At 61.0% G+C, this 26192-nt stretch carries 29 protein-coding genes and 1 pseudogene; 12 read left to right on the forward strand and 18 right to left on the reverse strand.

The genetic code is table 11. The features are described 5' to 3' along the window. The first annotated feature begins 35 nt into the window (after positions 1 to 35). From EB815_RS14565 to EB815_RS14585, 5 genes are all read left to right on the forward strand, one after another. Positions 36 to 845, forward strand: a complete 810-nt coding sequence (locus EB815_RS14565) for a universal stress protein (protein WP_056572002.1) — start codon at positions 36 to 38, stop codon at positions 843 to 845. After that, on the forward strand, positions 845 to 3472 hold the full coding sequence (gene mgtA, locus EB815_RS14570) for a magnesium-translocating P-type ATPase (protein WP_056570620.1): 2628 nt from the start codon (positions 845 to 847) through the stop codon (positions 3470 to 3472). Before EB815_RS14565 ends, mgtA begins: the two co-directional genes overlap by 1 nt. Before the next feature lie 28 nt (positions 3473 to 3500). Continuing rightward, positions 3501 to 3956 carry an NUDIX domain-containing protein gene (locus tag EB815_RS14575; protein WP_056570621.1) on the forward strand — a complete coding sequence of 152 codons (456 nt, stop codon included), beginning with the start codon at positions 3501 to 3503 and terminating at the stop codon, positions 3954 to 3956. A gap of 87 nt (positions 3957 to 4043) precedes the next feature. Continuing rightward, positions 4044 to 4313, forward strand: a complete 270-nt coding sequence (locus tag EB815_RS14580) for a DUF6455 family protein (RefSeq protein WP_081295083.1) — start codon at positions 4044 to 4046, stop codon at positions 4311 to 4313. A 109-nt stretch (positions 4314 to 4422) separates the two neighbouring features. Further along, the gene (locus tag EB815_RS14585) at positions 4423 to 4971 is read left to right on the forward strand and encodes a hypothetical protein (protein ID WP_056572004.1); all 549 of its coding nucleotides are present in this window, start codon (positions 4423 to 4425) and stop codon (positions 4969 to 4971) included. Between the two features lie 101 nt (positions 4972 to 5072). Here the strand turns inward: EB815_RS14585 and EB815_RS14590 are convergent, their stop codons facing one another. The 3 genes from EB815_RS14590 to EB815_RS14600 form a co-directional block, all read right to left on the reverse strand. Beyond that, complete coding sequence (locus EB815_RS14590; RefSeq protein WP_056570625.1) at positions 5073 to 5771, reverse strand: CBS domain-containing protein; 699 nt, start codon at positions 5769 to 5771, stop codon at positions 5073 to 5075. Between the two features lie 131 nt (positions 5772 to 5902). Next, positions 5903 to 6370, reverse strand: coding sequence for a DUF2231 domain-containing protein (locus EB815_RS14595; protein ID WP_244494049.1), 468 nt, complete (start codon positions 6368 to 6370; stop codon positions 5903 to 5905). Between the two features lie 120 nt (positions 6371 to 6490). After that, positions 6491 to 6724, reverse strand: a complete 234-nt coding sequence (locus tag EB815_RS14600; RefSeq protein WP_056570629.1) for a hypothetical protein — start codon at positions 6722 to 6724, stop codon at positions 6491 to 6493. Positions 6725 to 6908: 184 nt separating this feature from the next. Between EB815_RS14600 and EB815_RS14605 the strand changes: the two genes are divergently transcribed. The 3 genes from EB815_RS14605 to EB815_RS14615 are packed head-to-tail and all read left to right on the forward strand — an operon-like array spanning position 6909 to position 9186. Continuing rightward, positions 6909 to 7178 carry a PepSY domain-containing protein gene (locus EB815_RS14605; RefSeq protein WP_244494050.1) on the forward strand — a complete coding sequence of 90 codons (270 nt, stop codon included), beginning with the start codon at positions 6909 to 6911 and terminating at the stop codon, positions 7176 to 7178. Continuing rightward, a complete protein-coding gene (locus tag EB815_RS14610) occupies positions 7178 to 7843 on the forward strand; it encodes a response regulator transcription factor (protein WP_056570633.1) in 666 nt (221 codons plus the stop codon). Before EB815_RS14605 ends, EB815_RS14610 begins: the two co-directional genes overlap by 1 nt. Then, positions 7843 to 9186, forward strand: coding sequence for a sensor histidine kinase (locus EB815_RS14615; RefSeq protein WP_056570635.1), 1344 nt, complete (start codon positions 7843 to 7845; stop codon positions 9184 to 9186). Before EB815_RS14610 ends, EB815_RS14615 begins: the two co-directional genes overlap by 1 nt. Positions 9187 to 9193: 7 nt before the next feature. On the opposite strand, the gene EB815_RS14620 is transcribed toward EB815_RS14615, so the two are convergent. From EB815_RS14620 to EB815_RS33595, 3 genes are read right to left on the reverse strand one after another with little or no spacing between them, the layout of a single operon-like run. Beyond that, positions 9194 to 10705, reverse strand: coding sequence for an FAD-dependent oxidoreductase (locus EB815_RS14620; protein WP_056570637.1), 1512 nt, complete (start codon positions 10703 to 10705; stop codon positions 9194 to 9196). Further along, positions 10702 to 11424, reverse strand: a complete 723-nt coding sequence (locus EB815_RS14625) for an FAD:protein FMN transferase (RefSeq protein WP_244494051.1) — start codon at positions 11422 to 11424, stop codon at positions 10702 to 10704. Before EB815_RS14625 ends, EB815_RS14620 begins: the two co-directional genes overlap by 4 nt. 25 nt (positions 11425 to 11449) lie before the next feature. Continuing rightward, on the reverse strand, positions 11450 to 11752 hold the full coding sequence (locus tag EB815_RS33595) for an FMN-binding protein (RefSeq protein WP_244494052.1): 303 nt from the start codon (positions 11750 to 11752) through the stop codon (positions 11450 to 11452). A gap of 731 nt (positions 11753 to 12483) precedes the next feature. Here EB815_RS33595 and EB815_RS33600 point away from each other — a divergent pair. After that, positions 12484 to 12702: pseudogene (locus EB815_RS33600) on the forward strand (VIT1/CCC1 transporter family protein); the annotation flags it as partial. Positions 12703 to 12882: 180 nt separating this feature from the next. Then, complete coding sequence (locus EB815_RS14635) at positions 12883 to 13098, forward strand: DUF1858 domain-containing protein (protein ID WP_056570645.1); 216 nt, start codon at positions 12883 to 12885, stop codon at positions 13096 to 13098. A 3-nt stretch (positions 13099 to 13101) separates the two neighbouring features. Here the strand turns inward: EB815_RS14635 and EB815_RS14640 are convergent, their stop codons facing one another. Next, positions 13102 to 13803 (reverse strand): Crp/Fnr family transcriptional regulator, encoded by a 702-nt coding sequence (locus EB815_RS14640; RefSeq protein ID WP_056570647.1) that lies wholly within the window; start codon positions 13801 to 13803, stop codon positions 13102 to 13104. A 145-nt stretch (positions 13804 to 13948) separates the two neighbouring features. On the opposite strand from EB815_RS14640, the gene EB815_RS14645 reads away from it, so the two are divergent. Both EB815_RS14645 and EB815_RS14650 read left to right on the forward strand, forming a co-directional pair. Beyond that, entirely contained in the window at positions 13949 to 14386 is a 438-nt protein-coding gene (locus EB815_RS14645) for a pseudoazurin (protein WP_056570649.1), read from the forward strand. A 97-nt stretch (positions 14387 to 14483) separates the two neighbouring features. After that, positions 14484 to 15659 carry an NnrS family protein gene (locus EB815_RS14650; protein ID WP_056570651.1) on the forward strand — a complete coding sequence of 392 codons (1176 nt, stop codon included), beginning with the start codon at positions 14484 to 14486 and terminating at the stop codon, positions 15657 to 15659. A gap of 55 nt (positions 15660 to 15714) precedes the next feature. Here the strand turns inward: EB815_RS14650 and EB815_RS14655 are convergent, their stop codons facing one another. The 11 genes from EB815_RS14655 to ccoN form a co-directional block, all read right to left on the reverse strand. Further along, positions 15715 to 16572 (reverse strand): SUMF1/EgtB/PvdO family nonheme iron enzyme, encoded by an 858-nt coding sequence (locus EB815_RS14655; protein ID WP_348626808.1) that lies wholly within the window; start codon positions 16570 to 16572, stop codon positions 15715 to 15717. Positions 16573 to 16637: 65 nt separating this feature from the next. Next, positions 16638 to 17744: a copper-containing nitrite reductase gene (gene nirK, locus EB815_RS14660; RefSeq protein ID WP_056570654.1), complete on the reverse strand. Its 1107-nt coding sequence runs from the start codon at positions 17742 to 17744 to the stop codon at positions 16638 to 16640. 42 nt (positions 17745 to 17786) lie between these two features. Then, positions 17787 to 17954 (reverse strand): hypothetical protein, encoded by a 168-nt coding sequence (locus EB815_RS14665; RefSeq protein ID WP_155772521.1) that lies wholly within the window; start codon positions 17952 to 17954, stop codon positions 17787 to 17789. After that, positions 17944 to 18099, reverse strand: a complete 156-nt coding sequence (gene ccoS / locus EB815_RS14670; protein WP_056570657.1) for a cbb3-type cytochrome oxidase assembly protein CcoS — start codon at positions 18097 to 18099, stop codon at positions 17944 to 17946. The genes EB815_RS14665 and ccoS overlap by 11 nt, the downstream gene beginning before the upstream one ends. A gap of 19 nt (positions 18100 to 18118) precedes the next feature. Continuing rightward, complete coding sequence (locus EB815_RS14675; RefSeq protein ID WP_056570659.1) at positions 18119 to 20380, reverse strand: cation-translocating P-type ATPase; 2262 nt, start codon at positions 20378 to 20380, stop codon at positions 18119 to 18121. Then, on the reverse strand, positions 20377 to 20874 hold the full coding sequence (locus EB815_RS14680) for a FixH family protein (RefSeq protein ID WP_056570661.1): 498 nt from the start codon (positions 20872 to 20874) through the stop codon (positions 20377 to 20379). The genes EB815_RS14675 and EB815_RS14680 overlap by 4 nt, the downstream gene beginning before the upstream one ends. After that, the gene (gene ccoG / locus EB815_RS14685; RefSeq protein WP_056570663.1) at positions 20871 to 22430 is read right to left on the reverse strand and encodes a cytochrome c oxidase accessory protein CcoG; all 1560 of its coding nucleotides are present in this window, start codon (positions 22428 to 22430) and stop codon (positions 20871 to 20873) included. Before ccoG ends, EB815_RS14680 begins: the two co-directional genes overlap by 4 nt. Before the next feature lie 215 nt (positions 22431 to 22645). Continuing rightward, positions 22646 to 23509 carry a cytochrome-c oxidase, cbb3-type subunit III gene (gene ccoP, locus EB815_RS14690; RefSeq protein WP_056570665.1) on the reverse strand — a complete coding sequence of 288 codons (864 nt, stop codon included), beginning with the start codon at positions 23507 to 23509 and terminating at the stop codon, positions 22646 to 22648. A gap of 2 nt (positions 23510 to 23511) precedes the next feature. Beyond that, a complete protein-coding gene (locus tag EB815_RS14695) occupies positions 23512 to 23661 on the reverse strand; it encodes a CcoQ/FixQ family Cbb3-type cytochrome c oxidase assembly chaperone (protein WP_056570667.1) in 150 nt (49 codons plus the stop codon). A 12-nt stretch (positions 23662 to 23673) separates the two neighbouring features. Next, positions 23674 to 24405: a cytochrome-c oxidase, cbb3-type subunit II gene (ccoO, locus tag EB815_RS14700; protein WP_056570669.1), complete on the reverse strand. Its 732-nt coding sequence runs from the start codon at positions 24403 to 24405 to the stop codon at positions 23674 to 23676. A gap of 11 nt (positions 24406 to 24416) precedes the next feature. Next, positions 24417 to 26027, reverse strand: coding sequence for a cytochrome-c oxidase, cbb3-type subunit I (ccoN, locus tag EB815_RS14705; protein WP_056570671.1), 1611 nt, complete (start codon positions 26025 to 26027; stop codon positions 24417 to 24419). Between the last annotated feature and the right edge of the window lie 165 nt (positions 26028 to 26192).

The following is a 26192-nucleotide window of genomic DNA, read 5'->3' on the forward strand; positions in this document are numbered from 1 at the left end:
TCACGCATTCCAGCATTCAGCGAAAGGCGTCCGCAATGTCTTACAAGTCAATCATCGTCAACCTCGCCATCGATGCGCCTCCCGCACCTATTGTAAAGGCGGGGGTTGAGCTCGCGGAGCGGTTCGGAGCCCGTCTTGTCGGCCTGGCGGCCGCGGATGTTCCGCCCCTGGTCGCGACCGGCGAAGGCATGGTCTACGAAGGCGAGATCATGCAGATCCAGCGGACGGAGATAGAAAAGCGGCTTGCCGAACTGCGTGCCGAGTTCGAGAGGCTGGTTCCCGCGTCGATCTCTAGCGAATGGGGCCAAGCTGTTTGCAGCCCGACCCGGTTCCTCAGCGTTTCGGCCAGAACGGCCGATCTGATCGTTACCGGCCAGGCAGGTGACAATGTGTTTCGCGCCGTGGATGTCGGCAGCCTGACACTGGGTGCCGGGCGTCCGGTTCTGGTCGCCGCAACCAACGTCGAGCACGTCCTTGCAAGAACCGTTCTGGTGGCGTGGAAGGACACCAGGGAGGCACGGCGGGCGATGGCTGACGCTTTGCCTTTCCTGGCAAAAGCCAGCGAAGTCGTGATTGTCACGATTGACACCGACCGCGACGACGGCATTCGTGACAGCCTCGCCGATGTCGCGGTCTTTCTCGAACACCATGGCATCAAGGCGCGAACCGAACTGCTCGCCGGCGAGGCCGACGGCGACCGGTTGCCGACATTCGCACGCTCGATCCATGCCGACATGATCGTCTCTGGCGCTTATGGCCATAGCCGCTTGCGGGAATGGGCGTTCGGCGGCGTTACCCGCACGCTGATCGAAGAGAGCGGCATCAATCGCTTCATGTCGTACTGATGATAGGCGACGCCGGCCAGCGATCCGTCTCACCGGAGGACGGTGCCTATTGGTCGATCGAGACCAATGACCTCCTGCGACGCCTTGAGACGTCTGCCTCGGGCCTGGCTGCTTCCGAGGCGGCATCGAGGCTCGCAAAATTCGGTCGAAACTCACTGGCGTCGACGTCAAGCGCGTCGACCCTGGCAGTTTTTGCCCGCCAGTTCCGCAGCCCGCTGGTGCTGATCCTTATTTTCGCGGCCAGCGTATCGGCCTTCGTGGGAGAGGGCCAGGAAGCTGCGATCATCGGCGCGATCGTGCTGGCAAGCTGCATCCTGAGCTTCACCCAGGAGTATGGCGCGTCGCGGGCGACCGAAGCACTGAAAGAGCGTATTTCGCGCAAGGCAATAGTGTTGCGTGACGGCGCCGAGTGCTCGGTCGCCGCCGAGGATATTGTGCCGGGCGACGTGATCCGGCTTTCGGCCGGAAATCTCATCCCTGCCGACGGTATCATTCTGGATGCGCGCGATTTCAATGTCAGCGAGGCCGTGCTGACCGGTGAAACCTTTCCCACCGTGAAGGCCCCGGGGCGGTCGGTGCCCGAGGCTTCCGTAGCACAGCGCAGCAATGCCGTTTTCACGGGCACTTCGGTTCGCAGCGGTACCGCAACCATGCTTGCGGCGGCGACCGGTGCCCGCACGGAATTCGCATCGATCGCCGCGGCACTGGAGCGGAAGATCCCGGAAACGGGATTTGCCCGGGGCATAAGACAGTTCGGCTATCTGATGACCGAAATCATGCTGGCGATTGTCATCATGGTGTTCTTCGCCAATCTGATGCTCCATCGACCGCTGATTGAATCGTTGCTGTTCTCGCTGGCACTCGCCGTAGGCCTTACGCCCGAACTCCTTCCGGCCATCATCAGCGTGACGCTAGCCAGGGGCGCCCGCGCCATGGCCGCCAATGGGGTCATCGTGCGCCGTCTCGATGCCATCGAGAATCTGGGCAGCATGGATTTGCTGTGCACCGACAAGACGGGGACGCTGACGGAAGGCGTTATCCACCTGGATGGCTGGCTCGATGTCGATGGCAGTCCGTCAACCGACATTCTGCTCTGGGCACGTCTCAACGCGACCCTGCAGACAGGACTGAAGAACCCGCTGGACGAAGCAATCGCCGGCGCGCCGGGCGAGAGCGCATCATTGGCGGCCTTCACGAAAGTCGACGAAATCCCCTATGATTTCATTCGCAAGCGACTATCCGTTGTCGTGCGGACCAAGGACGCCCAGGACCTTCTGATTACCAAAGGCGCCGTACAAAATGTCCTCGAAACCTGCAGCTTCGTCCGAACGGCCAAGGGGCTGGAACCCCTCAATGAAATGTACCGTGCGGCAATCGACGAAAAATTCCGACGCTGGAGCGCGGACGGCTACCGCGTTCTGGGCCTGGCAATCCGTCGGTTTGAGAGCCAGAAAACGTTCAGCAGGAAAGACGAGATCGATCTCGCCTTCGCGGGCTTCCTGCTTTTCCTCGACCCGCCAAAGGAGGGCGTCAAGGAGACGCTTGCCGAGCTCGCCCACCGCGGCATCGCGGTAAAGGTCATTTCGGGTGACAACCGCTACGTTGCCGCGCATCTCGCGCAGGCGATCGGCTTGTGCGCTGACAGGATCATGACCGGCGAGGATCTGTCGAAATTGACGAAGAGTGCGCTCTTCGCGGGCGTGCAGCACACCGATCTCTTCGTCGAGATCGACCCCAACCAGAAGGAGCGCATCGTTCAGGCCTTGCGGAGCAGGGGCCATGTCGTTGGCTATCTCGGCGATGGTATCAATGACGCCCCAGCCCTCCATGAGGCCGACATCGGCATCTCTGTCGACAGCGCTGTCGATGTGGCGCGCGAGGCGGCTGATATCATCCTACTCAAACAGGATCTGGGCGTGCTGGTGCGCGGCGTCGACGATGGCCGCAAGACCTTCGCCAACACGATGAAGTACATTTCCATCACCACCAGCGCCAACTTTGGCAACATGATCAGCATGGCCGTCGCCTCGCTTTTTCTGCCTTTCCTGCCGCTGCTGGCAACGCAGATCCTGCTCAACAACTTGCTTTCCAGCATACCCTCACTTGCGATTGCTACGGACAATGTCGATGCCGAGCAGATGCGGCGACCCGGCCGCTGGGATATCGGGTTCGTGCGGCGATTCATGGTCAGTTTTGGATTGGTCAGTTCACTGTTCGATTTCGCGACCTTTGCCTTTCTGTTACTTGTTGCGCACGCGGGACCTGCAGCCTTCCAGACCGGCTGGTTCGTCGAGTCTCTGATGACCCAGCTGGCGATTGTGCTCATCGTACGCACGCACAAAGCGTTCTGGGCGAGCCGTCCAAGCCCGTTGCTTGTCTGGCTTACACTTGCTGTGGCGATTGTCGCGATTGTCTTGCCCTATGTCCCCTTTGCGGGATGGTTCGGTTTTGTGCCGCTGCCATTTCGGGCACTTGCCGGACTCGTCGCGATCACAGGGCTTTACATTGTCGTTTCAGAAGCAACCAAACGCTGGTTCTTCTCGCATGGCAGCCGCTTCTCGCGCCGGCACGGCGCAGGGCAGGGCATCGACGGGAAGGCCATGTCGCGTTCAGCCCTGGCGCAATGAATATGCTGCACGAGGGTGGTCTACGGCGATGATCAAAAGGAGTGCGGGCATCCTGCCCTACCGCAGATCGAATAACGACCTGCAGGTGCTGCTTGTCCATCCAGGCGGCCCGTTCTGGCAAAGACGCGATCTTGGCGCCTGGTCGATTGCCAAAGGCGAGCATGACGAAAGCGAGCTGCCCGAGGCAGCGGCACGGCGCGAATTCACGGAAGAGACAGGCTGGGAGCCCAACGGAGCCCTGCTCACTCTGGGTGAGTTGTGCCAGCGAGGAGGCAAACTCATCACGGCATTCGCGTTCGAAGGCGACTTCGATACGGCGACGTTGCGCAGCAACCTGTTTGAGATGGAATGGCCGCCACGAAGCGGCCGGGTACAATCGTTTGCCGAGGTCGACCGTGGTGAATGGCTCGATTTGGCACTGGCCAGAGACAAGCTGGTTGTCGGTCAACGGCCTTTTCTCGACCGCCTCGCCGCTTCGGTTTAGTGCGTGTCAGCTGATCGCCTGTTGATCGAGATCAACGCCGCCTGCCGCCAACATGCCAATGATGGCCAGTAGGCAGGAGTGACCACCATGACCTTTCTCGATTACCTGATTTCAGTCGACGCCAGAACCACCTTGATGGACCGCATGATGCGGAAGCTCGGCGTCGATAGACAATTGAAAGTCGTAGCCGACCATGCTGCCGTCACCAGCCGGGCCGTGGATCGCTGCCGTTCCTGCGGGCATCAGGAAGAATGCTCGGTCTGGCTCGATGAAAACCAGCAAGCGGATAACCCGCCAGACTATTGCCGCAATGGCGACCTGATCGCTCGACTGCAGCACGCGGCCGGCCAACGGTAGCCATTCGAGTACTCAGCCTGGACGATGTCGTGCTGTCCGTGATTTGACGAGAGTCAACGCAAACCAAGTTTTGCAGTTGATAGGTTTGCATCCCACGGGACCGGGCAGTTTGGACACGATATTTTTTCTGGAAGCATTCCTGCTCTTTGTCGCGCCAGGACCAACCAACGCTCTTTTGATGGCGGGGTCGGTCAAGCGAGAGAAAGCGGTCAAGCTCTTGGCCGCTCAGGCATGCGGATACGGGATCGCATCCGCATGCTGGTTTTCGCTGCGTCCCTTCGCGTCGCCCGACGCCATTCAAATACTCAGGCTGGCAGCAGCCGGATGGCTCGTGGTTCTTGGCCTGAGTCTGATAATCAGCGCACGGATCAACGTTTCCAAAAATGGCGACGCCATTTCTGTTGCGGCGACCAGTGCTCTCAATCCGAAGGCCTTCATTTATTGCCTGGCTATCGTGCCGATGAACACCGAACCGCGCGCGCTGGGGATGTTCTGGATTGCGCTCCTGGTAATGACAGCCGCCACCGGATCGGTGTGGCTTTTGCTGGGTCGGCGCCTCAGCGGAGGCAAAACAACGGTAGAAAGAGTTGTGGGCGCGGCGCTTATTGCCTTTGCCCTGTTACTGCTTCGACCGTTGATACCCCTGGTCGCGACCTAAAGCGCGGCGAAGCCTTGGGCGAGGACTGGCAACTCACTCAGCCAAAGGCACCTGGCTTCGATCAATGTCGTGTACCGGCAATCTGGCTAGTATTGCCCTAGCTACGAAACAAGGACGACCGACACAGGATCGGCGCAGAAGAGATTATCCTTGACAACATTGACACCGGCGACGTTTTCGGCGGCGACTATCGCTGCCTGGCGCTCGCGTTCGTCGAAAATGGCGCCGCTCAGCGTCACCACGCCCTCGTCCACCATTACGTTGATCAAATCGTTGCCGGCCCATTTCCGCCTCGCAAGCTCGGCGGCGATGTTGTGGCGGATCTGTTCGTCATCGATGACCGTAGCGGCGCCATCCGGAAGGACGCCGAGCAATGCCCGCAGAAGATCAGAGCGGGTGACGATGCCCACGACTTTCCCGCCGTCGATGACCGGAATGCGTTTAACATGGTGACGCGTCATGAGCTCGACGATTTTTGCGAGCGATGCCGCAGGGGATGCCGTGACGACATCTTGCGACATCACCTCCTCAACCCGTCGGCCATTGGCGCGGACATATTCGTCGGCGGCCTTCCCAGGGCTGACGAGAAACTCCAGCCACCGCGAGCGCTTGCGCTCCGTGCCCAGTTCTCCCCGGCGCAGGAAATCGCCCTCGCTGACGATCCCCACCAGCCTGCCGTCGTTGCGAATGACGGGGAGGCCGCTGACCTTTTTGGAAAGCATCAACCCGGCAGCCTCGGCGATCGATGCGGACGGGTCGATGCCGACGACTGGCTTGCTCATGATGGCTTCGGCTTGCATGTTCGCTCTCCCGAGTTTTCCAACCTCCGGCTTCTTAGATTTCACCCGCACGAAGCGCCTTGATCTGAATCATTTTTCCGTCGAGGCAAATGGTCCAAAGCTGGAGCCGTGAATTACGGGGCGCGAACCGGTCAACCAGTGATCGCGGCCTTGGCGACGTTCACGCCAAGTTCGTAGACAAGCAGTCCACCATAGTAGGCCGTCGCAGTGACCAGAAATGCTCCGCAAACTTCGATCAGAGGAATGGCGATCGTTACAACCCGCATGTCACGGTTCCGCAGCCAAAGCGCGAGCCGCACGATTCCCCAGATCAGAAAAGCAAAGGCTGTGATCCCTCCCAGGCTTTCATGGATCTCCGCGACATCGCTGCTGAATCCGGCCGCTTCGGCATGATCCAGCGCAAGACCTCCGAAGAACCAGGTCCCCATAGCGAACATTCCGGCAGCCAGGGCCACAAAAGTAGAGATCGTGCCGGCTCCCGATCTCCTGGTGACGGCGCTGCCGCCAACGAGCGCCACAAGGTCGATAGCCACGAGCAGGTAGATCAGAACAATGGGAAAATGAACAAGCATGGGGTGGATATGTTGAATGGGGATCACGAAACTCTCCAGAAATTGGCAGGGGACTTTGGATAATTTGCCGGCTTTGCAGCGAGCCGTGGCCCACGACATTGGCAAGCGTCATGTGCCGTGGTGGGCCATGCACAGCGAAGGGAAGACCTAGTCGTTGTCGTCGGCTTCATCGCCCTGTTGGTCGTCGCATGCATCGCCGCCACCCTTGATGGCTTTCGGGGTGGAGGCGTCCAGCATGGGGATGGCCTGCAGGTCGATCGGGCCTGACGGGGCAACAGACGATGGCGCCCCACAAAATCCTTCGTCCGATTCAGCGGCCGCCGGCAGGACAAAGATCGTGAGGCTTGCAAGTGCCGCAAGAACAAGCATGGAATTGCGCATGGTCTCGTATCCTTCTCAGCGCGGCCATGATTGGACGCGATAATGCCCTGATATGAACCTTTTGCTTGCTGTAGGCTGAGGATAACTGACAGCAAATTGAAAGCTGCAACGTGCGACATGCCTGCCGATGAAAAGACAATGGAAGCGTTTGGCGGTGCTGGGTCTCGCGGGACTTGTCCTGGCAATGCCTCTCGCTGTCCGTGCCGACGAGGACGATGACGGCGACCATGACCGGGCGCGGGATTTGTACGAGCGCGGCGAAATCAAGGGCCTTGCCAACATACTGGACGTTGTCCGCGCCACAGCTCCCGGCGATGTTGTTGCGGTCGATCTCATCCGCAAGGCCGACAGATGGGTCTACCGGTTTCAGGTCGTCGGTGCCGATGGCCGGCGAAAGACCGTCGACGTCGACGCCGGCGCCGGTGTGATCATGCGCGACGGGGAGGGCGACTGATGAAGATCCTCTTGGCCGAAGACGAGCCCCGTATCGCCGCCGATATCGCGACCGTCCTCAAGGCGTCCGGAATGGCGGTCGATATCGTGAAGGATGGTGAAGCTGCCTGGTTCGCAGGCGATGTCGAGAATTATGACGCCGCGATTCTGGATCTCGGATTGCCCAAGCTCGATGGTCTGACGGTCTTGAAGCGTTGGCGGGCCAATGAGCGCAGGTTTCCGGTTCTCATCCTGACCGCAAGAGGCATGTGGACCGAACGCGTCGACGGCATCAATTCCGGTGCCGACGACTATCTTCCCAAGCCTTTTGAAATGGAAGAACTGCTCGCCCGGTTACGGGCAATCCTGCGTCGCTCGGCGGGACAGGCAGCACCCGTGCTGAAGTCTGGTCCTTTGCTCCTGGACACGCGCCAGATGCGCATCTCGCTCCGTGGCATTCCTATTTCTCTTTCGCCTCTGGAATACCGGCTGCTGGCGTTTCTGATGCACCACGCCGGAAGGGTCGTGGCGCCTACCGAGCTTGCCGAGCACTTGTACGATTCAGGCAACGACCGCGATCCGAACACGATCGAGGTCATAGTCGCGCGGTTGCGACGGAAGCTCGGAGGCGACATCATCGAAACGCGCCGCGGATTCGGGTATTTGATACCTGACGATTCCCGCTGATGGGCAACTCGATCCGCTTCAGGCTCTGGTTGGCGGCAACGATCTCGATCCTGGTTGCTCTTGCCATCGCCGGTATCGGACTGCGCTATCTATTCGAACTGAATGTCGAGCGGCGCGTCGTCAGTGAGCTGACCGTCGACCTGAACGACCTTATCGGAGCGACCAGTTTCACCGCCGATGGCCGGCTTTCGGTCCAGGCGGGCTTGGCTGACCCGCGTTTCGCCATCCCCTTTTCCGGTCACTACTGGCAAGTACTGGATACCGGCTCGGGCAGCCTGGTCCGGTCGCGTTCGTTGTGGGATGCGACACTTGTCCTGCCTGAGCGCGCAACTGCTGGCGTGCTCAGAGAGATCAAGGAATTCAAAGGGCCGCAAGGGGAACTCACCATCGCCGTCGAGCGCACCATCATCGACGCCAGCGGCCGCTCGTTTCGGGCCATCGTGGCCGAAGACCACCAAACCGTGAAAGAATCCGTCGACGGGTATGTCCGCGACCTGGCGCCTGCCCTGATCTTGCTCGCCATTGCGCTCATGGCTGCCTTCTTCATTCAGATCACCGTTGGTCTAGCGCCTCTGGAGACCTTGCGGGCCGCCGTCGGAAGCGTGATTGCTCAGCGAACTGCACGCCTCGAGGTGACCGCACCAAGCGAGGTGCAGCCGCTCGCGGACGAAATCAATCGTCTTCTCGATGCCCAGGAGAGGGCACTGGCGCGCGCCCGGTCGCGCGCCACCGATCTGGCGCACGGTCTCAAGACGCCTCTGCAAGTGCTGTCGGCGGACATCCGCGCTTTGCGAAAGAAAGGCGAGACGGAACTGGCCAACGAGATTGAGAAGAGCGCTGGGGCGATCCGGCGCCATGTCGAGCGGGAGCTCGCGCGCGCCCGACTCGCGCCAGGCGTCTCTGGCAAGGCATCCTGCCGGGTCTCGGACGTTGCGACTGGTATCATTGCCGTCGTCAAACGGACGCCAAGCGGCAAGCAGCTTTCATTCAATATGGACGTCACGGCAGAACTGGCGGCGCCAATTGACGAGGGTGACTTGTCAGAGATCCTCGGCAATCTAATCGAAAACGCTGCGCGCTACGCAAAGTCGTCAGTCCGTGTCGATGCATCCGCCACGGCTGCCGAGGTGATCGTTACCGTCGCCGACGATGGCCCAGGTATACCAGATGCCGATCGCGAATCCGCCTTGTCGCGCGGCGTCCAACTCGACAGCAAGGGCGGCAGCAGCGGCCTTGGCCTGGCAATCGTTTCCGACATCGTCGAAGCTTACGGCGGACGCCTTGCCATGGCCAACGCCGATCCGGGCCTGGTCGTGACCATTGCCTTGCCGCGACACGGTTGAGCGTGCTTCAGGCAAAACCTGGAAAATAGTCGACCTTTATCTTCGAGCGGCGAACGCCCATGGCCAGCAGCTTCTGGCGCAGCGCCTTGACCATCGCCTGCGGGCCGGAAATGTAGAAGGTGCGCTCGAGGTAGTCGGGTATGGCCAGACGTATCAGGCGCTCGTCTATGTATCCGGGATATTGCCCGCGCTCGCCGCCGCGCGCCACAGCGTGGATCGTCTTGATGCCAAGTTCCTGCCTGGCCGCGCCAAGCACGTCGCGATAAGCGATATCCTGCTGGCCTTCGGTTCCATAGAGAATGACGATCGGTCGCCGCTCCTTGCGGTCGAGCAGATATTGCAGCATCGAGCGGAACGGCGTGATGCCGATGCCTCCGGCCAGGAACGCGATCTTGGTTTCGCGCCGGGCGGGCAGCGTGAAATTGCCGGCCAGTTGCGCGGCATGGATCGTGCTGCCTGGCTTCATGGTCAGCAATTCGCGCTTGAAGGCACTTGATCGCGGATAGAACTTGACGCCGAGGCGGACTGTTTCCTCCGTCGGCGCCGAGGCGACAGTGAAATAGCGGCGGTTGCCGCGATTGTCTGAACGATCGAGGCCAAGCGTCCATTCGAGATACTGGCCGGCCTCGAAGGCGAGCTTGCGGGGCGAGCGGAAGACGAAGTCAAAGCTGTCGTGGGCCGATTGCTCAATGCGTTCCAAGGTTAGCACGAAGCGCCCCTTGGGACCCGCCGCATAGGCGAACAGGTTGCCGGCGAGCAGCGCCAGTTCCGGGGTGAAATAGAACGAGCCGACATGGATGTTGGGCGCAAACAGAAAGCCGACGATGGCGGCAAAGGCGATACGCGGCCAACGCATCGTCGGCGCGGTAAGCGGCTCTGTCAGCATCACGAAGGCAAAGAACAATACAGGCGACGAACCCAGTGTCTCCGTAAGCGCGGTCCAGTATTGCGACGGGTCGCTGGTTGCCAGAATGGTTGCCAGTGCCACGACAACGAAGGTCGAGACAAGATCAAGCCGGCGCAGTTTGCGGACAATGAGCATGCCACCGACGAGGACGAGCGGAAGCAGCGGCAGATTGCCGCCGATCCACCAGGTGGCTGGTTGGTCGAGCAGCAGCGCGGACAGCGCCACGCCCAAAGCAGCCGGGTTGAAAAGGTGCTTCCGTCCGACGGCGAGAATGAATTTGGATGAAATCGCCCAGACAGACGCGAACGCCACCGCCGCGATCCCCTTGATGTCCGTGGCCGCAACCGGATCGAGGATAAGCACCAGGATGAGTGCGGTGATGTAGACGGACTCGTTGTTGGCCGGGACTTTGAACACATGCGTAAAGACCTTGTTGGTGATCCAGCAGGCGGCCAGCGCAAGCGCCGTGGTGGAGGCAAGCGCAATCGGATCATGTGGCACCAGCTTGACGAAGCCGAGCACGAACGCCGCGCCGACCAGTGTCATCAGATAGTAGAGGACCAGCCTGTACATGGTCAGGTGATCGAGAAATCGGTCGATGGTCTTGATCATGGCAAGCAAAAGGCTCCGAACCCGGTTGTCGGCGTGGCGCGGCCATTGGCGGCGACGAGATAGCCCTCCAGGCCGGGCGTCTGCTCGATGAAGAGAATGCCGTCCCGCCCCATGGCGAAGGCCGCTGTGGCGAAACGATCGGCTTCGAGCACATCGGCGCCGATCACGGTCAGGCTGACGATGTCCTGGATCGGAATGCCAATTCCGTGCGGATTGTAGATGTGTTGACCGCGGACATAGGTGCCGGAGGTTGCGACGCCGCGACCGCGGGGATAGACGATCTTTACGATCTCGTCCGCGTTGAAGGGGTTGCGGATGCCGACACTCCAGTCATGACCCGAGGCATTCTTGCCGCAGGACTGGACGTCGCCTCCCGCCTCAATGAAGAAATCGCTGATGCCGGCCCGCTGAATGATGGCTGCCGCGTTGCGGATGGCCCAGCCCTTGACGATACCGGAAGGATCGAGCGACCCGTCGGGCTTGCGAATGTCGAAGTATCCGTCCGTCTCGTCTTTCGTCTGCCGCGCGAGAGCAAACACTTCGGTCATCTCGCCGCTCCAGTCGACGACCGGAACGTCGCCGCGGTTGATGGCCGTGATTTCGCTGTCGGTCCGGTATGTGCTGAAGCGCCGGTCGATATGCTCGAAATAGCCGAAGACCGTCTCGATCAGCTCACCGCTCGACGCGTCGCCGATGTCGACCGTAATGGGCATTCCCATCAAAATACGCGTTTCACGCATGGACCTAGGACGACGCTTTCTTCAGCGCGCCGCGCAGCGACTGGATGAAGGCCCTGCTGGTCAGCGTCGCGCCCGAGATAATGTCGACATCGGCACTCTGGGCGCTGATCGCTTCGTCGCGCAGCATGGGCAGCGCCTGCCTGTTGATGTTGACCGAGGTGCGGCGGTCGGAGGGGTATTTCAGCACTTTCAGCGCCGTAAGCTGTCCGCCCTGTACGAGGGCCTGGATCTGGATGATGCCGTAGTAGGCATCGGCCGTGGGGCCGGTGTAGACGCCATCGGCATAGCCATGTGCGGCGAGCTTCATGCCCACCCGGACGACACGCGCTGGTGCATTCGGATATGCCGGCCTCGGTTGCGGGACTGGTATGTAGATGGCGGGCGTTACGGCGAATGAAGGCGTTGACGACGCAGGATCGGTGACAGCCGGCGGCGCTGGCGACGGCTGTGGTGCCACTGGAACCACTGTCTGTTTGACTGGATCATTTGGCCGTTTGGCGGGCACGGCTATGCCAGCCGTCGTTTCGCGGGCAATCGGGAACCTTGTTCTGAGCCGGGGATCGAGGGGCGCCGGCGAGGTGCGGAGCACCGGCAAAGCCGCAGCGGATGCGGGCTCTTTCGGTTGCACGGAAGGCGCTTCGGCTGCATCGGCCGGCAGCGCTTCCCCAAGCATATCGTTTGCCGGATTCCTGCCGGCCTGATCCCAGACATAGGCGCCGGAGGCAGCGATCACGAAAAGCGATAGCGCAATCTGTTTCATCGAATTGTATTTCCACGTTGAATCTCGCAAGGCGGTCCATCTGGTCCGTCTCGGAGGCAATATCCCACGACCAAGCTGACAACTGGCTGTCAGCCGAGCTCAAGCTGCGAGAAGCCGTGAAGCTTCAGGGTAGGCAGCAAATTGATTTGTCCTAAATCAGGAATCTCGCATAAGCCGCGAGGTAGGGAGGTGCTCCTAGCGAGGTAGCTGTCTATGACCGTTGCCAACGAGCCTGCCGGCCATTCCAGCACCCGCATCCTGAAGCATTGGGCGTTCGCGTGAGCCGCCTGCATACGGAAAACCATCTCATATCCCGCATTGGCTGGCCGCGCGCCGCCGTACTCGGCGCCAATGACGGCATCGCCCACGCGCGCGACGAACTCGGCATTTCGGAGATGACGACGGCGCGGCCGATCCAGGCGGCTCTGGCCTCGGCGGCTGCATTTTCGGTTGGAGCGGCCATGCCATTGGCGATGGTGCTTGTTTCACCGGCCGCATGCTCGCCGCAACGGTGTCTGTCGCCTCGCGCTGACCGCCGGTATCGGTGCCGTCGTTGGCACCGCCATCTGGCGGTCCCGAGATGGTTCGGAACCAATTCCTATGAAGTTGCGAAAGCGCAACGAGGGCGGTCCTAAGGAGATTTATGAAGGGGCTTCGCAAATCGCGGAGACGTCATCGTGAAGCAGCGCAGTTCAATCAACCCGGACATGGTCGTCGACGAAATCATGAGAAAATGGCCGGCAACGGTGGCTGTGGTGCTGAGACACAAGATGCTCTGCGTCGGCTGTCCGATCGGCACTTTCCATACAGTTACCGAGGCGTGCAGGGAACATCGGGTCGATGAGGGCGACTTTCTGATCGAACTCGAATTGACCATTCGAGGAGAACGATGACGGTCAGTCCTTGTCCCGGTTCTCGGCCAGAACCACGAGGCGATGCGCATCCTTGACGGTGACTTTCTGGCGCCCGCTGATGACTATTCCGTTCTCCTCCCACTTGCTGAGCAGCCGGCTGACGGTGTGCAGCGTCGTCCCCGTCATTTCGGCAATGTCCTGCCTCGATATCGGGAAATCGATCTCGAGGCCGCTGTCGGTCTTTCGGCCGGTCTGGTTTGCCAATCGCAACAAGGCATGCGCGACCCGCTGCTCCACCTGTTCCGTGGACATCTCCACCACGCGCGTCTGGGCCTCCTGCAGCCTGGTTCCCACCGTCCTGTAGGTGCTTGCCCCAAAGGCCGGGAATCGTCGCGCCAACTCCGGCCAATGAGCATTGGGCCAAGCCAGCACCACGCAATCCACCGCCGCGACGGCGCTGGCGGGGTAGGTCGTCCGCCCCAGCGCCGCGGCGACGCCAAAGATCTCGCCTTCGCTGATGTATCTGGCGATGACCTGCTGTCCGTCCGGCGTGGTGCGGATCACCCGTATGTGCCCGGCGATCAGAACGAAGAAGGAATGGGCCTCGGCCTCCTGCTCGAAGATCGCAGAGTCCTTGGCATAGCGGGACGACCGTGCGTTTCGCAGGATCTCGCTCTGCTCGTCGGGTGTCAGCCCCTGGAAGAGCGGCAGTCGAGAAATCAGCGATCGGTCCAGCGCAGCCAAGCGGATCCCTCACGGCCCTTCCGCATCAATCGTGCGGCAGCCCTTTCTTATCCCGAGTTTGCGCCAGCGCAAATTGTTCCCAGTCGCATCAGGCTAAATGGCATGGAACGGCGCAATGCCGCGAAGACGAAACAAGGACAAACCGATGAAACTCTCCATCCTCGCCGCCGCAGTCTCCATCCTGGCGCTCGCCGGCGGCGCAAGCGCCGAAGAGCATGTGGTGCAAATGCTCAACAAGGGCGAAAAAGGTGCAATGGTTTTCCAGCCGGCCTTCGTCAAGGCCGCTCCTGGCGACACCGTGAAGTTCGTGCCGACCGACAAGACGCATAATGCCGAGTCGATCAAGGACATGATTCCGGACGGCGCTGAGCCTTTCAAGGGAAAGCCCAGTGAGGAAATCACCGTCACGCTTACGAAGGAGGGCGTCTACGGTGTGAAATGCGCGCCCCACTACGGCATGGGCATGGTCGCGCTGATCGTTGTCGGCAAGCCGGTCAATCTCGATACGGCCAAGGCGGTCAAGCATCCTGGCAAGGCAAAGACGGTGTTCGCCGACCTGTTCACCCAGGTTCCGGCCAACTGAAGCATCGTACAGCCTGCCTGCCATAAGTGAGGCGGGAAAGGGCCGGACGGACCGAGGGCGGCGGTTCATCCGGCCCTGTTCATTGGAGATACAGATCATGGGGACTCCACGCCTGCGGGCCTACACCGGACCCGCGGTTCTATCCTACGGGTTCAGGCCTTTCTTCTTCCTCGGTTCGCTGTATGCCGCGCTCTCCATTCTGCTCTGGCTACCGATGTATGCCGGCGCGCTCGATGGCCACAGTGCGTTTGTCCCGGTCGACTGGCACATCCACGAAATGTTGTTCGGCTATCTGCCGGCGATCATTACCGGGTTCCTGCTGACCGCCATTCCCAACTGGACCGGCCGGCTGCCCGTGCAAGGCCTGCCGCTGCTGGCGCTGGTTGTCCTGTGGCTTGCCGGCCGCGCCGCCGTCTTCTTCTCGGCGGATATCGGTTGGCAAACAGCCGCTGTGGTCGATGGCTCTTTTCTGCTGGCGGTCGCTGCGGCGGCGACACGCGAAATCGTCGCGGGGCGCAACTGGCGCAACCTCAAGGTGCTGCTGCCGCTTGCGGTCCTGGCTTGTGCCAACGGTGCGTTCCACATCGAAGCGCACCTTGAAGGCGCATCCGACATCAGCCGCCGGCTCGGCATGGCTGCTGCAATCATGCTCATCTCGCTGATCGGCGGGCGCATCATTCCGAGCTTCACACGCAACTGGCTCGTGCGCGAAAATCCTGGCAGGCTGCCGGCACCGTTCGACCGTTTTGACATCGCATCCATAGCCGTTTCAGCCGTTGCGCTAGGAACATGGACATTCGTCCCAGACAAGACCTCCTCAGCACTGCTTATCGCCGTCGCCGCCATTTGCCAGGCGTGGCGGCTATCACGCTGGGCTGGCGAGCGTACATTGCGGGATCCGCTGGTGCTCGTTCTGCATCTTGCCTATGCCTTCGTGCCGGTTGGGCTTGCCCTGATCTCGGCGTCGATCTTGTTTCCCGATGCCGTGCCGGCGGCGGCGGGACTGCATGCGCTCGGAACAGGTGCGGTGGGCTCGATGACGCTTGCCGTGATGACCCGCGCGACGCTCGGCCATACCGGGCGAGAGCTCAAGGCTGGGAAAGGTGCCTCGTTCATCTTCGTGACCGTCCTGCTCGCGGGATCATTGAGAATCCTGGCCGCCTTCGTCCCTTCTGACGTGGCGATCGACATGGCTGGCACGGCATGGGTGGCGGCATTCGCCGGCTTCGTCCTCGTCCACGGACTCGCGTTGATGACGCCAAAGGCGCGGTGAGGCGGGAGAGCGGGCGGCCGTCGAAGACGCGACCGCAGGAGCCGCTTCCGATCTGTCAGGCAATGCCGAAGTAGCCGAGGATACGGTTCACCCATTCCGTACGGTCCCGCACCAGCCTGAAACCCAGATTGTCAGGAGGCGTGCCAACGGCACAGCCGCCGCTTTTGCCGTCGCTGACGAAGTTCGACATATAAGCTCTGTGGAGGCCTTCAAGAACGTGGACGCCGCAATTGTCGACCGAACTCGCAACACCGCCTCCTTGGTCGGCCAGCGTCGTGCGGACATAGCAGGTCGAAGTCCATTCCCAGACGTTGCCCGAAAAGTCGGCGAGGCCCAGGGAATTGAAGCCAAAAGAGCCGCGGCTCCTGGGTAACGGATCTGGTTTGCGATTGAGGTCGACCTCGGCCTGGTAGCCGGTGAGCCACCGCCTAGCGGGATTGTTGGCGTCGTTTTCGACGCCCTCGAATTCTCCTGCAAACCGCTCCGCCGCGGCAAAGGCCCACTCTTCGTCGGAAGGCAGCCGCCATTGGCTGCCGGTCACATCGGAATACCATTGGGCGTAGGCGACGGCGTCGAGATAACTCACCCCTGTCGCAGGTGCGTCACGCGGGATTGACCGGGTCTCCTGCGCCGGCCGACAGGCACCCGCCGACACACAATCCGTGTAGTCAGCGGCGCTGACTTGGTTGGCCATGATGTCGAGTGGGGCGCTGATTTGCCGATCAACCTTGGGATTGGCTTGCGGGTGTCCGTCCTTCAGGAACTCGCCCGGCATTGGGTACGTGATCGAGCCGCCAGGCAGGATAACCGTCATCGCAACGGCGTGGGACTGTCGATGACCACGGGCCGCCTGCATCGAGAGCCCCGCCGTCACAGCCGCGGTCACCATGGCGATCGGTACGAGCTTGAGCATGAGAGGGGACATGTCTTTTCTCCAAGCCCGGACAGCGTCACTGTCCGGGCAAATAGGAGTGACGTTCAGTTGGTGGCGATGGGTTTGGGCGCCTCGACCTGCGTCATCAGGTCATCATTCCATTCGCCCTCGACCTTGAAGTGAGCGGTCGCCCCGAGTTCCACGGCCTCGATCAGATTGTGGTTGACGTATGCGTAAACCCCTGGCTGCAGGAAGGTGTAGAGCGCCGAACCCGCAGAACCGCCACGGATGAACCATGTCTCCAGATCCTTGGCCGGCGGATTGGCGAATTTGCCCTGTTCCCAGACATAATCGCCGTGGCCGCCGATCAGGTGCGGCCGGGTATCGCGGTTGGCCTGTGAGTGGACGATCAAGACGGTTTCTCCGACTTTCGCCGTCATGGCGTTGTCGCCGGTCAAGGAGCCGACCTTGCCGTTGAACACGACATGCGTCGGGATCAGTCCGCGCATCACCTTGACGATGTCATCGTAGCCGTCACCGGCCGATTCGTAGCTCTTGAAGTTGCCCTTCTCATCGCGCGGGATATAGAAGTCGCTCTCGCCGATATAGAAGATCTTGTCGTATTTTACCGGCTCGCCCTTGTCGTTCCTCAAGCCGTGGCGCGGCAGCACCATGATTGCGCCATTCATGCCGGAGACGACATGCCATGGGATCATCGGACCACCTGGCGCGCAGTGATAGACAAATGTCCCGGTTCGCGTCGCCTTGAAGCGCAAGGTCACCTGTTCGCCCGGATTGATCAAGGTCAGCGCGCCGCCGCCCAGTGCGCCGGTGGCGGCATGGAAGTCGATGTTGTGGGCAAGTGAGTTGGTGTCCGGATTGATCAGCGTCAGCTCGAGATAATCGTCCTGATGCACCACCATCAGCGGCCCGGGGATCGACCCATCGTAGGTCATCGCATTGAGCTTTGTGCCGTCGGCATCGATGACGACAGGCTTTTCCTCGATCGTCATGGTGAACTCGACGATTTTCGGTCCGCCCTTGGCGACCTGCTCGTGCGGATGCACGAAAGGCGGCGCCACAAGCTTGATCTTCTCTCGGACGAGACCCTGAATGTCTGCCTTTGTCACAGTTGCCGAAAATGCCGGCAGTGCTGCCACGGTGGCAGCGCCAATCGCTGCACCGAGCAGAGCTTCGCGTCGCGTGATCATGTCAGAGTCTCCTGTCTCTCAACCGTTGCGGATAAGCAGAACCTAGCTGACCTGACGCAGCGTTTCTTTGCGCTGGCGCAAATTGGTGGAGGTTAATCGCAGAAAGAACAGCTTCGGCATGCGAGCAAGATTTGACATGTAAAAGTTTGGTGTTGCAGTTTTCTGCAAATGTGTGCTGTCACTGGCGGAGTTCTGAAGATCAGCGGCCAATTTTATCTTCTGGATCGATCAGAATCCGCTCGGCGGCCCCGTCGAGATCTTCATATTGGCCGCTTTTCAAAGCCCACAGGAAGCCCCCCAGGCCAAGCGCACCAAGAAAGAGAGCAGCGGGTATGAGGTAGGTGAGGGTGGTCATGCGGATGGGGCCAATTCATTTATTTCGGAACGTCGCGCCGAACACTCTTCGCCAGCGAATTTGGCATTGAACCTTGCAGTCGCAGCGCATTTCCGATCACAAGCAGCGAAGAAGCGGACATGGCGATCGCCGCGATAAGAGGTGTGACGTGTCCCAGGATGGCGATCGGCACGGCGACAGCGTTGTAGATGATCGCAATCGCGATGTTCTGGCGGATCAGGCCGCCCGCCTTGCGCGAGACGTCCAACGCGAGAGGCACGGCCAGAAGACTTTCGCGCAGGAAGACAAAGTCGGCTGCGTTGCGGCCAATGTCGGCGGCGGTGGCCGGCGCGATCGAGACATGCGCCGCGCGCAGCGCCGGCGTGTCGTTGAGGCCGTCGCCAACCATCAGAACCTTGTGCCCGTCCTTCTCCAGGGTCTCGATGCGCTCGACCTTGCCGGATGGCAGCAGGCAGGGAACGAAGTCATCGACACCCAGCCCTTTCGCAACCTCGGCGCAGGCTGCCGCGGTATCGCCCGACAGCATTTCCACCGACATCCCAGCATGCTTCAATTGATCGATGGCCGCACAAGCGTCGGCACGCAATGCATCCTCGAAAACGAAGGATGCGACAATCATCCCGTTTTTCGTCAGGACCGTTCCGCCGTAGCCATGTTTGCCTTCACCACCGGTTCGAGCCTTCCACCCAGCCCATCCGCGTCGACCCAGCCGCCAGGTGCTTCCGGCGTCAGTGGCTTCGATGCCAAATCCCGGGTGCTCGGTGACCGCATCGAATTTATGGTGCCCGCCAGGAGCGGCAAATCCGGCCACGGCCTTTGAAAATGGATGGCGCGAATGCGCGGCCATGTCTGCCGCGATTGCCAACATTGCGGGATCGATCGACAACGCGTTGACGAGCCGGGGCTGGCCGAGCGTGAGCGTTCCGGTCTTGTCGAACACCGCCGTGTCGATCGTTGCCAGGCGTTCCATCGCCGAGCCGTCCTTGACCATGATGCCGTTCTCGAACAGGCGCCGCGCGGCGACCACCTGGACGATCGGCACCGCAAGACCGAGCGCGCAGGGGCATGTGATGATGAGAACAGCGATGGCGATCGTCATCGCGCGGTGCCAGTCGCCGGTCGTCGCGATCCAGCCCAGGAACGTCACCAAGGCGGTGAGATGAACCACAGGCGCGTAGAGCGCCGAGACGCGATCGGCGATGCGGCGATAATGCGCACGACCGCCCTCGGCAGCCTCCATCAGCCGAACCATTTCGGCCAGGAACGAATCCTTTGCGGAGGCTGTCGCCTCGATCGTCAGCGGGCCGGTAAGGTTGAGCACGCCAGCCTGCACGGCTTCGCCTGACGCCACGTTTTTCGGCGTGCTCTCGCCTGAGGCCAGCGAACAGTCGAGATCCGACGCTCCCTGGATGATCTTGCCGTCAACCGGGATTCTTTCACCGGCTGCTATCAGCAGCTGCATCCCTGGTTCGATCTCGCCAACCGGCAAATAGTCCCGTGCGCCGTCTGCGCGCAGCACCATGGCGCCACGCGCGGCCAGCTGCGACAGGCTTTTCACCGCGGTGCGGGCACGCTCCCGCATCACGTGATCCAGCGTGCGGCCGATCAACAGGAAGAACAGCAACGACACCGACGCGTCGAAATAGGCTTGTTCGCCATGATTGATCGTTTCATAGAGGCTCATGGCATAAGCAAGCGACACCCCGACCGCGATCGGCACGTCCATGTTCATGCGGCCATGGCGCAATGCGTTCCAGGCTGAGCGGAAGAAGATGCCGCCGGCGAAGGCCAGTGCGGGAATGGCGATCAGCGCCGAGACCCAGTGAAACAGGTCGCGCGTCGCGCCATCCGCGCCGGACCAGACCGAGACAGAAAGCAGCATGATGTTGCCAGCCGCAAAGCCGGCAACAGCGACGGCGCGGATCAGCTCCGCAAGCGTCTTATCCTTCTCATCCACCTCAGGGGCGAACAAATGCGCCTCGTAGCCCAGCCTGCCAAGCGCGTCGACGAAGGGTGGCACTTGATCCCCACGCCACCGGATCGCGACGCGCTTCGTCGACAGGTTGACGCGCGCGCCTTCGACATTGTCCAGTTTTCCCAGCACCGTCTCGATCGTCTGGATGCAGGCCCCGCAATGAACCCTCGGCACCGAAAGATCGGTCTGGCGAAGGTTGTCGCCAAGCGGCCGGCTCGCCAGCCTGATCTCCTGGCCGGATGGCAGAACCGATGTGGAGCTGCCCAGGTCCAGCGCCATTTCGGCGCCCGGCGCACAACAGCTCATTTCAGCGCTCCATGGGAAATCATGATCCTGCGGACCTCGCGATAGGGCTTCGCGAGACCTGCATCGGCGTCCACCTCGACGATCCAGACGCCGTCCTTCGGCGTATGCTGGGCGGCGAATTCCTGGCCCGTGGCGGGGGCGAGCGTGATAGCCTTGTCCTCTTTCTCGTAGGCCGGATGACGAAACAACACCTTGACGCCACGCAGGGTAACCGGCTTGCCGGCCGCATCGGTCAGGCTATAGCGAACCTCACCCCATGCGATGGTCAGGTTCCCGCTCCAGCCAAGGGCTGCCTGCGCGCGCCCTTCCTCGGCCTTTTTGTTGAATTGCTGGCTGGCCACGTAGGTGTTCTCAACGACAAGGCCGGTCCAGCTTGTGTTGGCGAGTGTCGCCATGGTCAGGTTGACCGCGATGACCACACCGAAAAAGGCAAGGATGATGGCCAGCATGTGCCTGCCGGTGAATTCGCGGGGCCTTTGCGCCTTGGCAGTCATCTGGCGATCTCCGGTGCGTTGAAGGTGGCCGTGTATTCGTCCGATTCGAAGCTCGCCTTGTCCTCGACCCGGAACGTGAAGGTCTGCGCTGTGCCCTGGATCTGGTCCGCTGGCTGCCGCACGAAGACCTTCAGCATTTTCAGGCGATCGGGCTCGACCGGGATGGCGAAGGAGCGGCTTGCCTTTAGGTCGTCGCCGACCACGCTCATTTCGGCCCCTTGCAAGCCTTGCATCGTGACGACGATCGTTCGTGGCTCAGGGATCATGTTGAGCAGCTTGACGGTGTAGCCGTTGCGGATCGAACCGTCGGACAGCGTGACGAATTGCGGATTTCGGTCATGCAGCACGTTCACCTCGAGCCGGTCACGCGTCAGCAGCGAATAGACCACGCCCAGGCCGATCAGCGACCACATACCCATGTAGACATAGGTGCGGGGCCGAAAGATCTTGCGGATATGGAAGTGAGCCACCTTGTCGGAGAACAGGCCATCAGCGGTCCTGACCAGCGACGGTTGGACTGAACTGGAGCCGCCGGCGGTCGCCAGCATCATGTTGGCGTTGTAGTCGGAGAGCGTCGCGTAGGAGATCAGTCCATGCTCCCTGCCCAGCTTTTCCATGACGCCGTCGCAGGCGTCGATGCAAAGCCCGCAGGTGATGCATTCAAGCTGTTGTCCGTCGCGGATGTCGATCCCCATCGGGCAGACCGCCACGCAGGCATTGCAGTCGACGCAATCGCCGACGGATTCCCCCGCTGCCAGAACCTTCTTGGCGTGACGCGAACGCGGTTCACCGCGCCAGTCATTGTAGGTGACGGTGAGAGAATTTTCATCGAGCATGGCTGCCTGGATGCGCGGCCATGGGCACATATAGGTGCAGACCTGCTCGCGCATCAGCCCGCCGAACGTATAGGTCGTCGCCGTCAGCACGGCGATGGTGATGTAGGCGATTGGCGCCGCGGTGCCGGTGAAGAGTTCGCCGACCAACGTCGGCGCATCGGCGAAATAGAAGATCCATGCGCCGCCGGTCGCCGCGCCTATGACCAGCCAGATGGCGTGCTTTGATACACGCAGCACGAGCTTGCGGGGGCTCCAGGGTCCGGCGTCGAGTTTTATACGCGCGTTGCGGTCACCCTCGATGGCCCGCTCGACGACCAGAAACAGATCGACCCATACGGTCTGCGGGCAGCTATAGCCGCACCAGGCGCGTCCGACAGTCGACGTGATCAGGAAAAGACCGACGCCGGCCATGACCAGGAGGCCGGCCACATAATAGAATTCCTGCGGCCAGATCTCGATGAAGAAGAAGTAGAAGCGCCGGTTGGCGACATCGAGCAGCACCGCCTGATCAGGGGCAAATGGGCCTCGATCCCATCGCAACCACGGCGTCAGATAATAAATGCCGAGCGTTACCGCCATCACGATCCATTTGAACTGGCGAAAGCTGCCCGATGCCCGCTTCGGGAAGATTTTCTTGCGCGCGGCATACATTGGCTGGCGCACTTTGGCGGAGTTGACGGCCTCGGCTTCGAGCCGTTCTACCTGCGTATTGTCCAGCACTGTTGTCTCCCGTCGCGCAGCTTGTGATTTCGCAGGCAGTTGGCCTGATCGGTTTCAGACAAGCGCGCGAAATGCAGCGTTTGCCGGACTTTGCCACCGATAGGGTTGAGCCGCGTTGATGCAGGTCAATCGCCGCATGCCGCTAACAGATCGAGGCCCGGCATGGCCGGGCCTCGTCGCTTGCACGGAGAGGGCCAGAGAATAGACCCCCGTTGCTATTCTCCACCGCCAAGCGAATGCACGTAAACCGCCAGTTCCTTGACCTTGGTTTCGCCCAGGCGCGCGCCCCAGGCCGGCATCACGCCCTGCTTCGGTGCGCGAACCTGGTCGGCGATTGCCGTCTCTCCGGAGCCGTAAAGCCAGATCGCGTCGGTCAGATCAGGGGCGCCGAGTTCCTTGTTGCCTTTTGCGTTGTCTCCGTGACAGGCCACGCAATTCTCGGCAAAGACCTTGGAGCCCGGCGCGACGAGGCTTGCATCCACGACCTTTCCGGACAGGCTGGCGACATAGGCGCTGACCTGTGCGATCTGGTCGGCGGTTATGATGTCGCCGAAGGCCGGCATTTCAGACAGCCGCGTGTCCGGGTCGGATACGAAGCGGATGCCGTGCGTGATCGTCTGCTGGATCTGCTCCGCCTTGCCGCCCCACAGCCAATCATCATCGTTGAGGTTGGGAAAGCCCTTGGAGCCCTGAGCACCAGAGCCGTGGCACTGTGTGCAGTTGACCTTGAAGGCGGCGCCGCCGGCGGCGACGGCGAATTCGCGCAGCGCATCGTCTGCCGCAATCTCCGAGACGCTCTTGGACTCTACCGCCGAGAGATATTTGCCTTTCGCGACTTCTGCCGCGGCCAGTTCGTTCTTGACTTCATTGCGGCTAGAATAGCCGAGCGCCCCCGTTGTCGCCGAGTGCAGCAGCGGCCATGCGGGATAGGCGATGGTGTAACCGATGGCCCAGACAATGGTGACGTAAAATGTGATCACCCACCAGCGAGGTAGCGGGTTGTTCAGTTCCCGGATGCCGTCCCATTCGTGGCCGGTGGTCGAGACGCCGGAGATTTCATCGATGTGCTCGTCGCTCATGATCACTCGTCCTCAAGGGGAATCCGGGCAGCTTCTTCTGCCAGCTTGCGGCTACCGGGGCGCAGGGCGAAGACAATTGCCCCAACAAAGAAAAGCGCCATCGCGACCAGGCCCCAGCTGTCAGCAAACTCCCGCATTAAATTGTAATCCATGGATAAAACTCCTCAGCGGTAGCCGGCGGCTTCGTCGTAGTTCTTGAAATCGACCAGAGTGCCCAGCATCTGCAGGTAGGCGACAAGGGCATCCATTTCGGTGACCTGCTGCGGGTTGCCGTCGAAGTCGCCGATCTTGGCTTTTGGATAGCGTTTCTCAAGGCCGGAGGTATCGGCGTTCGGATCGGCCTGCGCCATCAGATCGGCGTTGGCGTGCGCGATCATGTCGTCGTCGTAGGGGACACCGACACGCCGGTTGGCGACCAGATGCGTTGAGAAATCCTTCACTTCGATGGGCGCGTCCTTCAGGAACGCATAGCTCGGCATGATCGATTCCGGCACCACGGAACGTGGATCGGAAAGATGTGCGACGTGCCATGCATTCGAATAGCGGTCACCGACCCGGGCGAGATCGGGTCCGGTACGCTTCGATCCCCACTGGAAGGGATGATCATACATCGACTCAGCAGCCAGGCTGTAGTGGCCGTAGCGCTCGACCTCGTCGCGGAACGGCCTGATCATCTGGCTATGGCAGAGGTAGCAGCCCTCGCGCACATAGATGTTGCGGCCGGCGAGTTCGAGCGGCGAGTAAGGCCGCATGCCTTCGACCTTCTCGATCGTGTTGTCGAGATAGAAGAGTGGTGCGATCTCGACGATGCCGCCGACCGTCACCACCAGAAGGGAACCAACGAGAAGAAGCGTGGCGTTCTTCTCGACGATCGCGTGTCTGTCCATCAAGCCCATTTTCTGGCTCCTTATTCGGCAGGCTGAGGGGCGGGAACGGAGCCCGGCATCGGTTGCTCCTCGCGCTGGTGGCCGAGGATCGTCATGGCGATGTTCCAGGCCATGATCAGGGTACCCGAGAGGTACATCGCCCCGCCGATAGCGCGCATCACATAATAGGGGTGCATGGCGGCGACGGTTTCGGCGAAGGAGTAGACCAGGAAGCCCTGCTCGTCGTACTCGCGCCACATCAGGCCCTGCATGATGCCCGACACCCACATGACGGCGGCGTAGACGACGATGCCGAGCGTCGCGAGCCAGAAGTGCCAGGTGACGAGCCTTAGTGAATAGAGCCGTTCACGGTTCCACAGCTTCGGCACCATGAAGTAAATTGCGCCGAACGAGATCATGCCGACCCAGCCGAGCGCACCGGAGTGCACGTGGCCAATGGTCCAGTCGGTATAGTGCGACAGCGAATTCACCGTCTTGATCGACATCATCGGCCCTTCGAAGGTCGACATGCCGTAGAAGGCGATGGCCATCACCATCATGCGGATGATCGGATCGGTGCGCAGCTTGTCCCAGGCACCGGACAGCGTCATCAAGCCATTGATCATGCCGCCCCATGATGGCATCCACAGCATGATCGAGAACACCATGCCAAGCGTTTGCGCCCAGTCGGGCAGGGCGGTGTAGTGGAGGTGATGCGGGCCTGCCCAGATGTAGAGGAAGATCAGCGCCCAGAAGTGAATGATGGAGAGGCGGTAGGAGTAGACCGGCCGGTTCGCCTGCTTGGGTACGAAGTAATACATCATGCCGAGGAAGCCGGCGGTGAGGAAGAAGCCGACCGCGTTGTGGCCGTACCACCATTGTATCAGGGCGTCCTGGACGCCGGAGAAGGCAGAATAGCTCTTCGAGCCGAGGAATGAGGCCGGCATCGACAGGTTGTTGACCACATGCAGCATCGCGACAGTGATGATGAAGGACAAATAGAACCAGTTGGCGACGTAGATGTGCGGTTCCTTGCGTTTCAGGATCGTGCCGAGGAACAGGATGAGATAGGCGACCCAGACGATGGTCAGCCAGATGTCGACATACCATTCAGGTTCGGCGTATTCGCGGCTCTCGGTGATGCCGAGCAGATAGCCAGTCGCCGCCATCACGATAAAGAGCTGGTAACCCCAGAACACGAACCAGGCGAGATCGCCACCGAAGAGGCGGGCGCGGCAGGTGCGTTGCACGACATACAATGATGTGCACAGCAGCGCGTTGCCGCCGAAGGCAAAGACGACGCCCGACGTATGCACCGGCCGCAAGCGGCCGAAGTTGAACCAAGGCTGTATGTTGAGATCGGGATATGCAAGCTGTAGCGCGATGACGACGCCGACCAGCATGCCGACGACACCCCAGAATATGGTGGCGATGGCCCCGTAGCGGATGGGACCATCCATGTAGGCTGACGGATCGACCGCGACTGCCGGCGCGAAACTCGTGTTGCGTAGAAGAATGGCGGTGAAACCCAGCAGCACGATGAGCAGCACCCACATATGCTGGCGAAAGGGCTCGTCCACCCCGAAGCCGGCAGCCACAAAAGCCGCAAAGGCGAACAGGCCCAAAACAAAGATGTGCGTGCCGAACTTCATGACATGTCCCCGACGTCGACTCCGATGCGCGGACGTCAATCCGCAGCAACAGCAATTCAGCAGGCGCCCCTTCGCCGCCTTGATCCATGTCAAAGCCACTTGCTTTTGGATTGGGCAGCTTCGGTCGCGCAAACGATCTGGAGGCTGCCGTTGAACTGGGAGAAG

The sequence above is a fragment of the Mesorhizobium loti genome (genome assembly GCF_013170705.1).
Lineage (GTDB): Bacteria > Pseudomonadota > Alphaproteobacteria > Rhizobiales > Rhizobiaceae > Mesorhizobium > Mesorhizobium loti_D.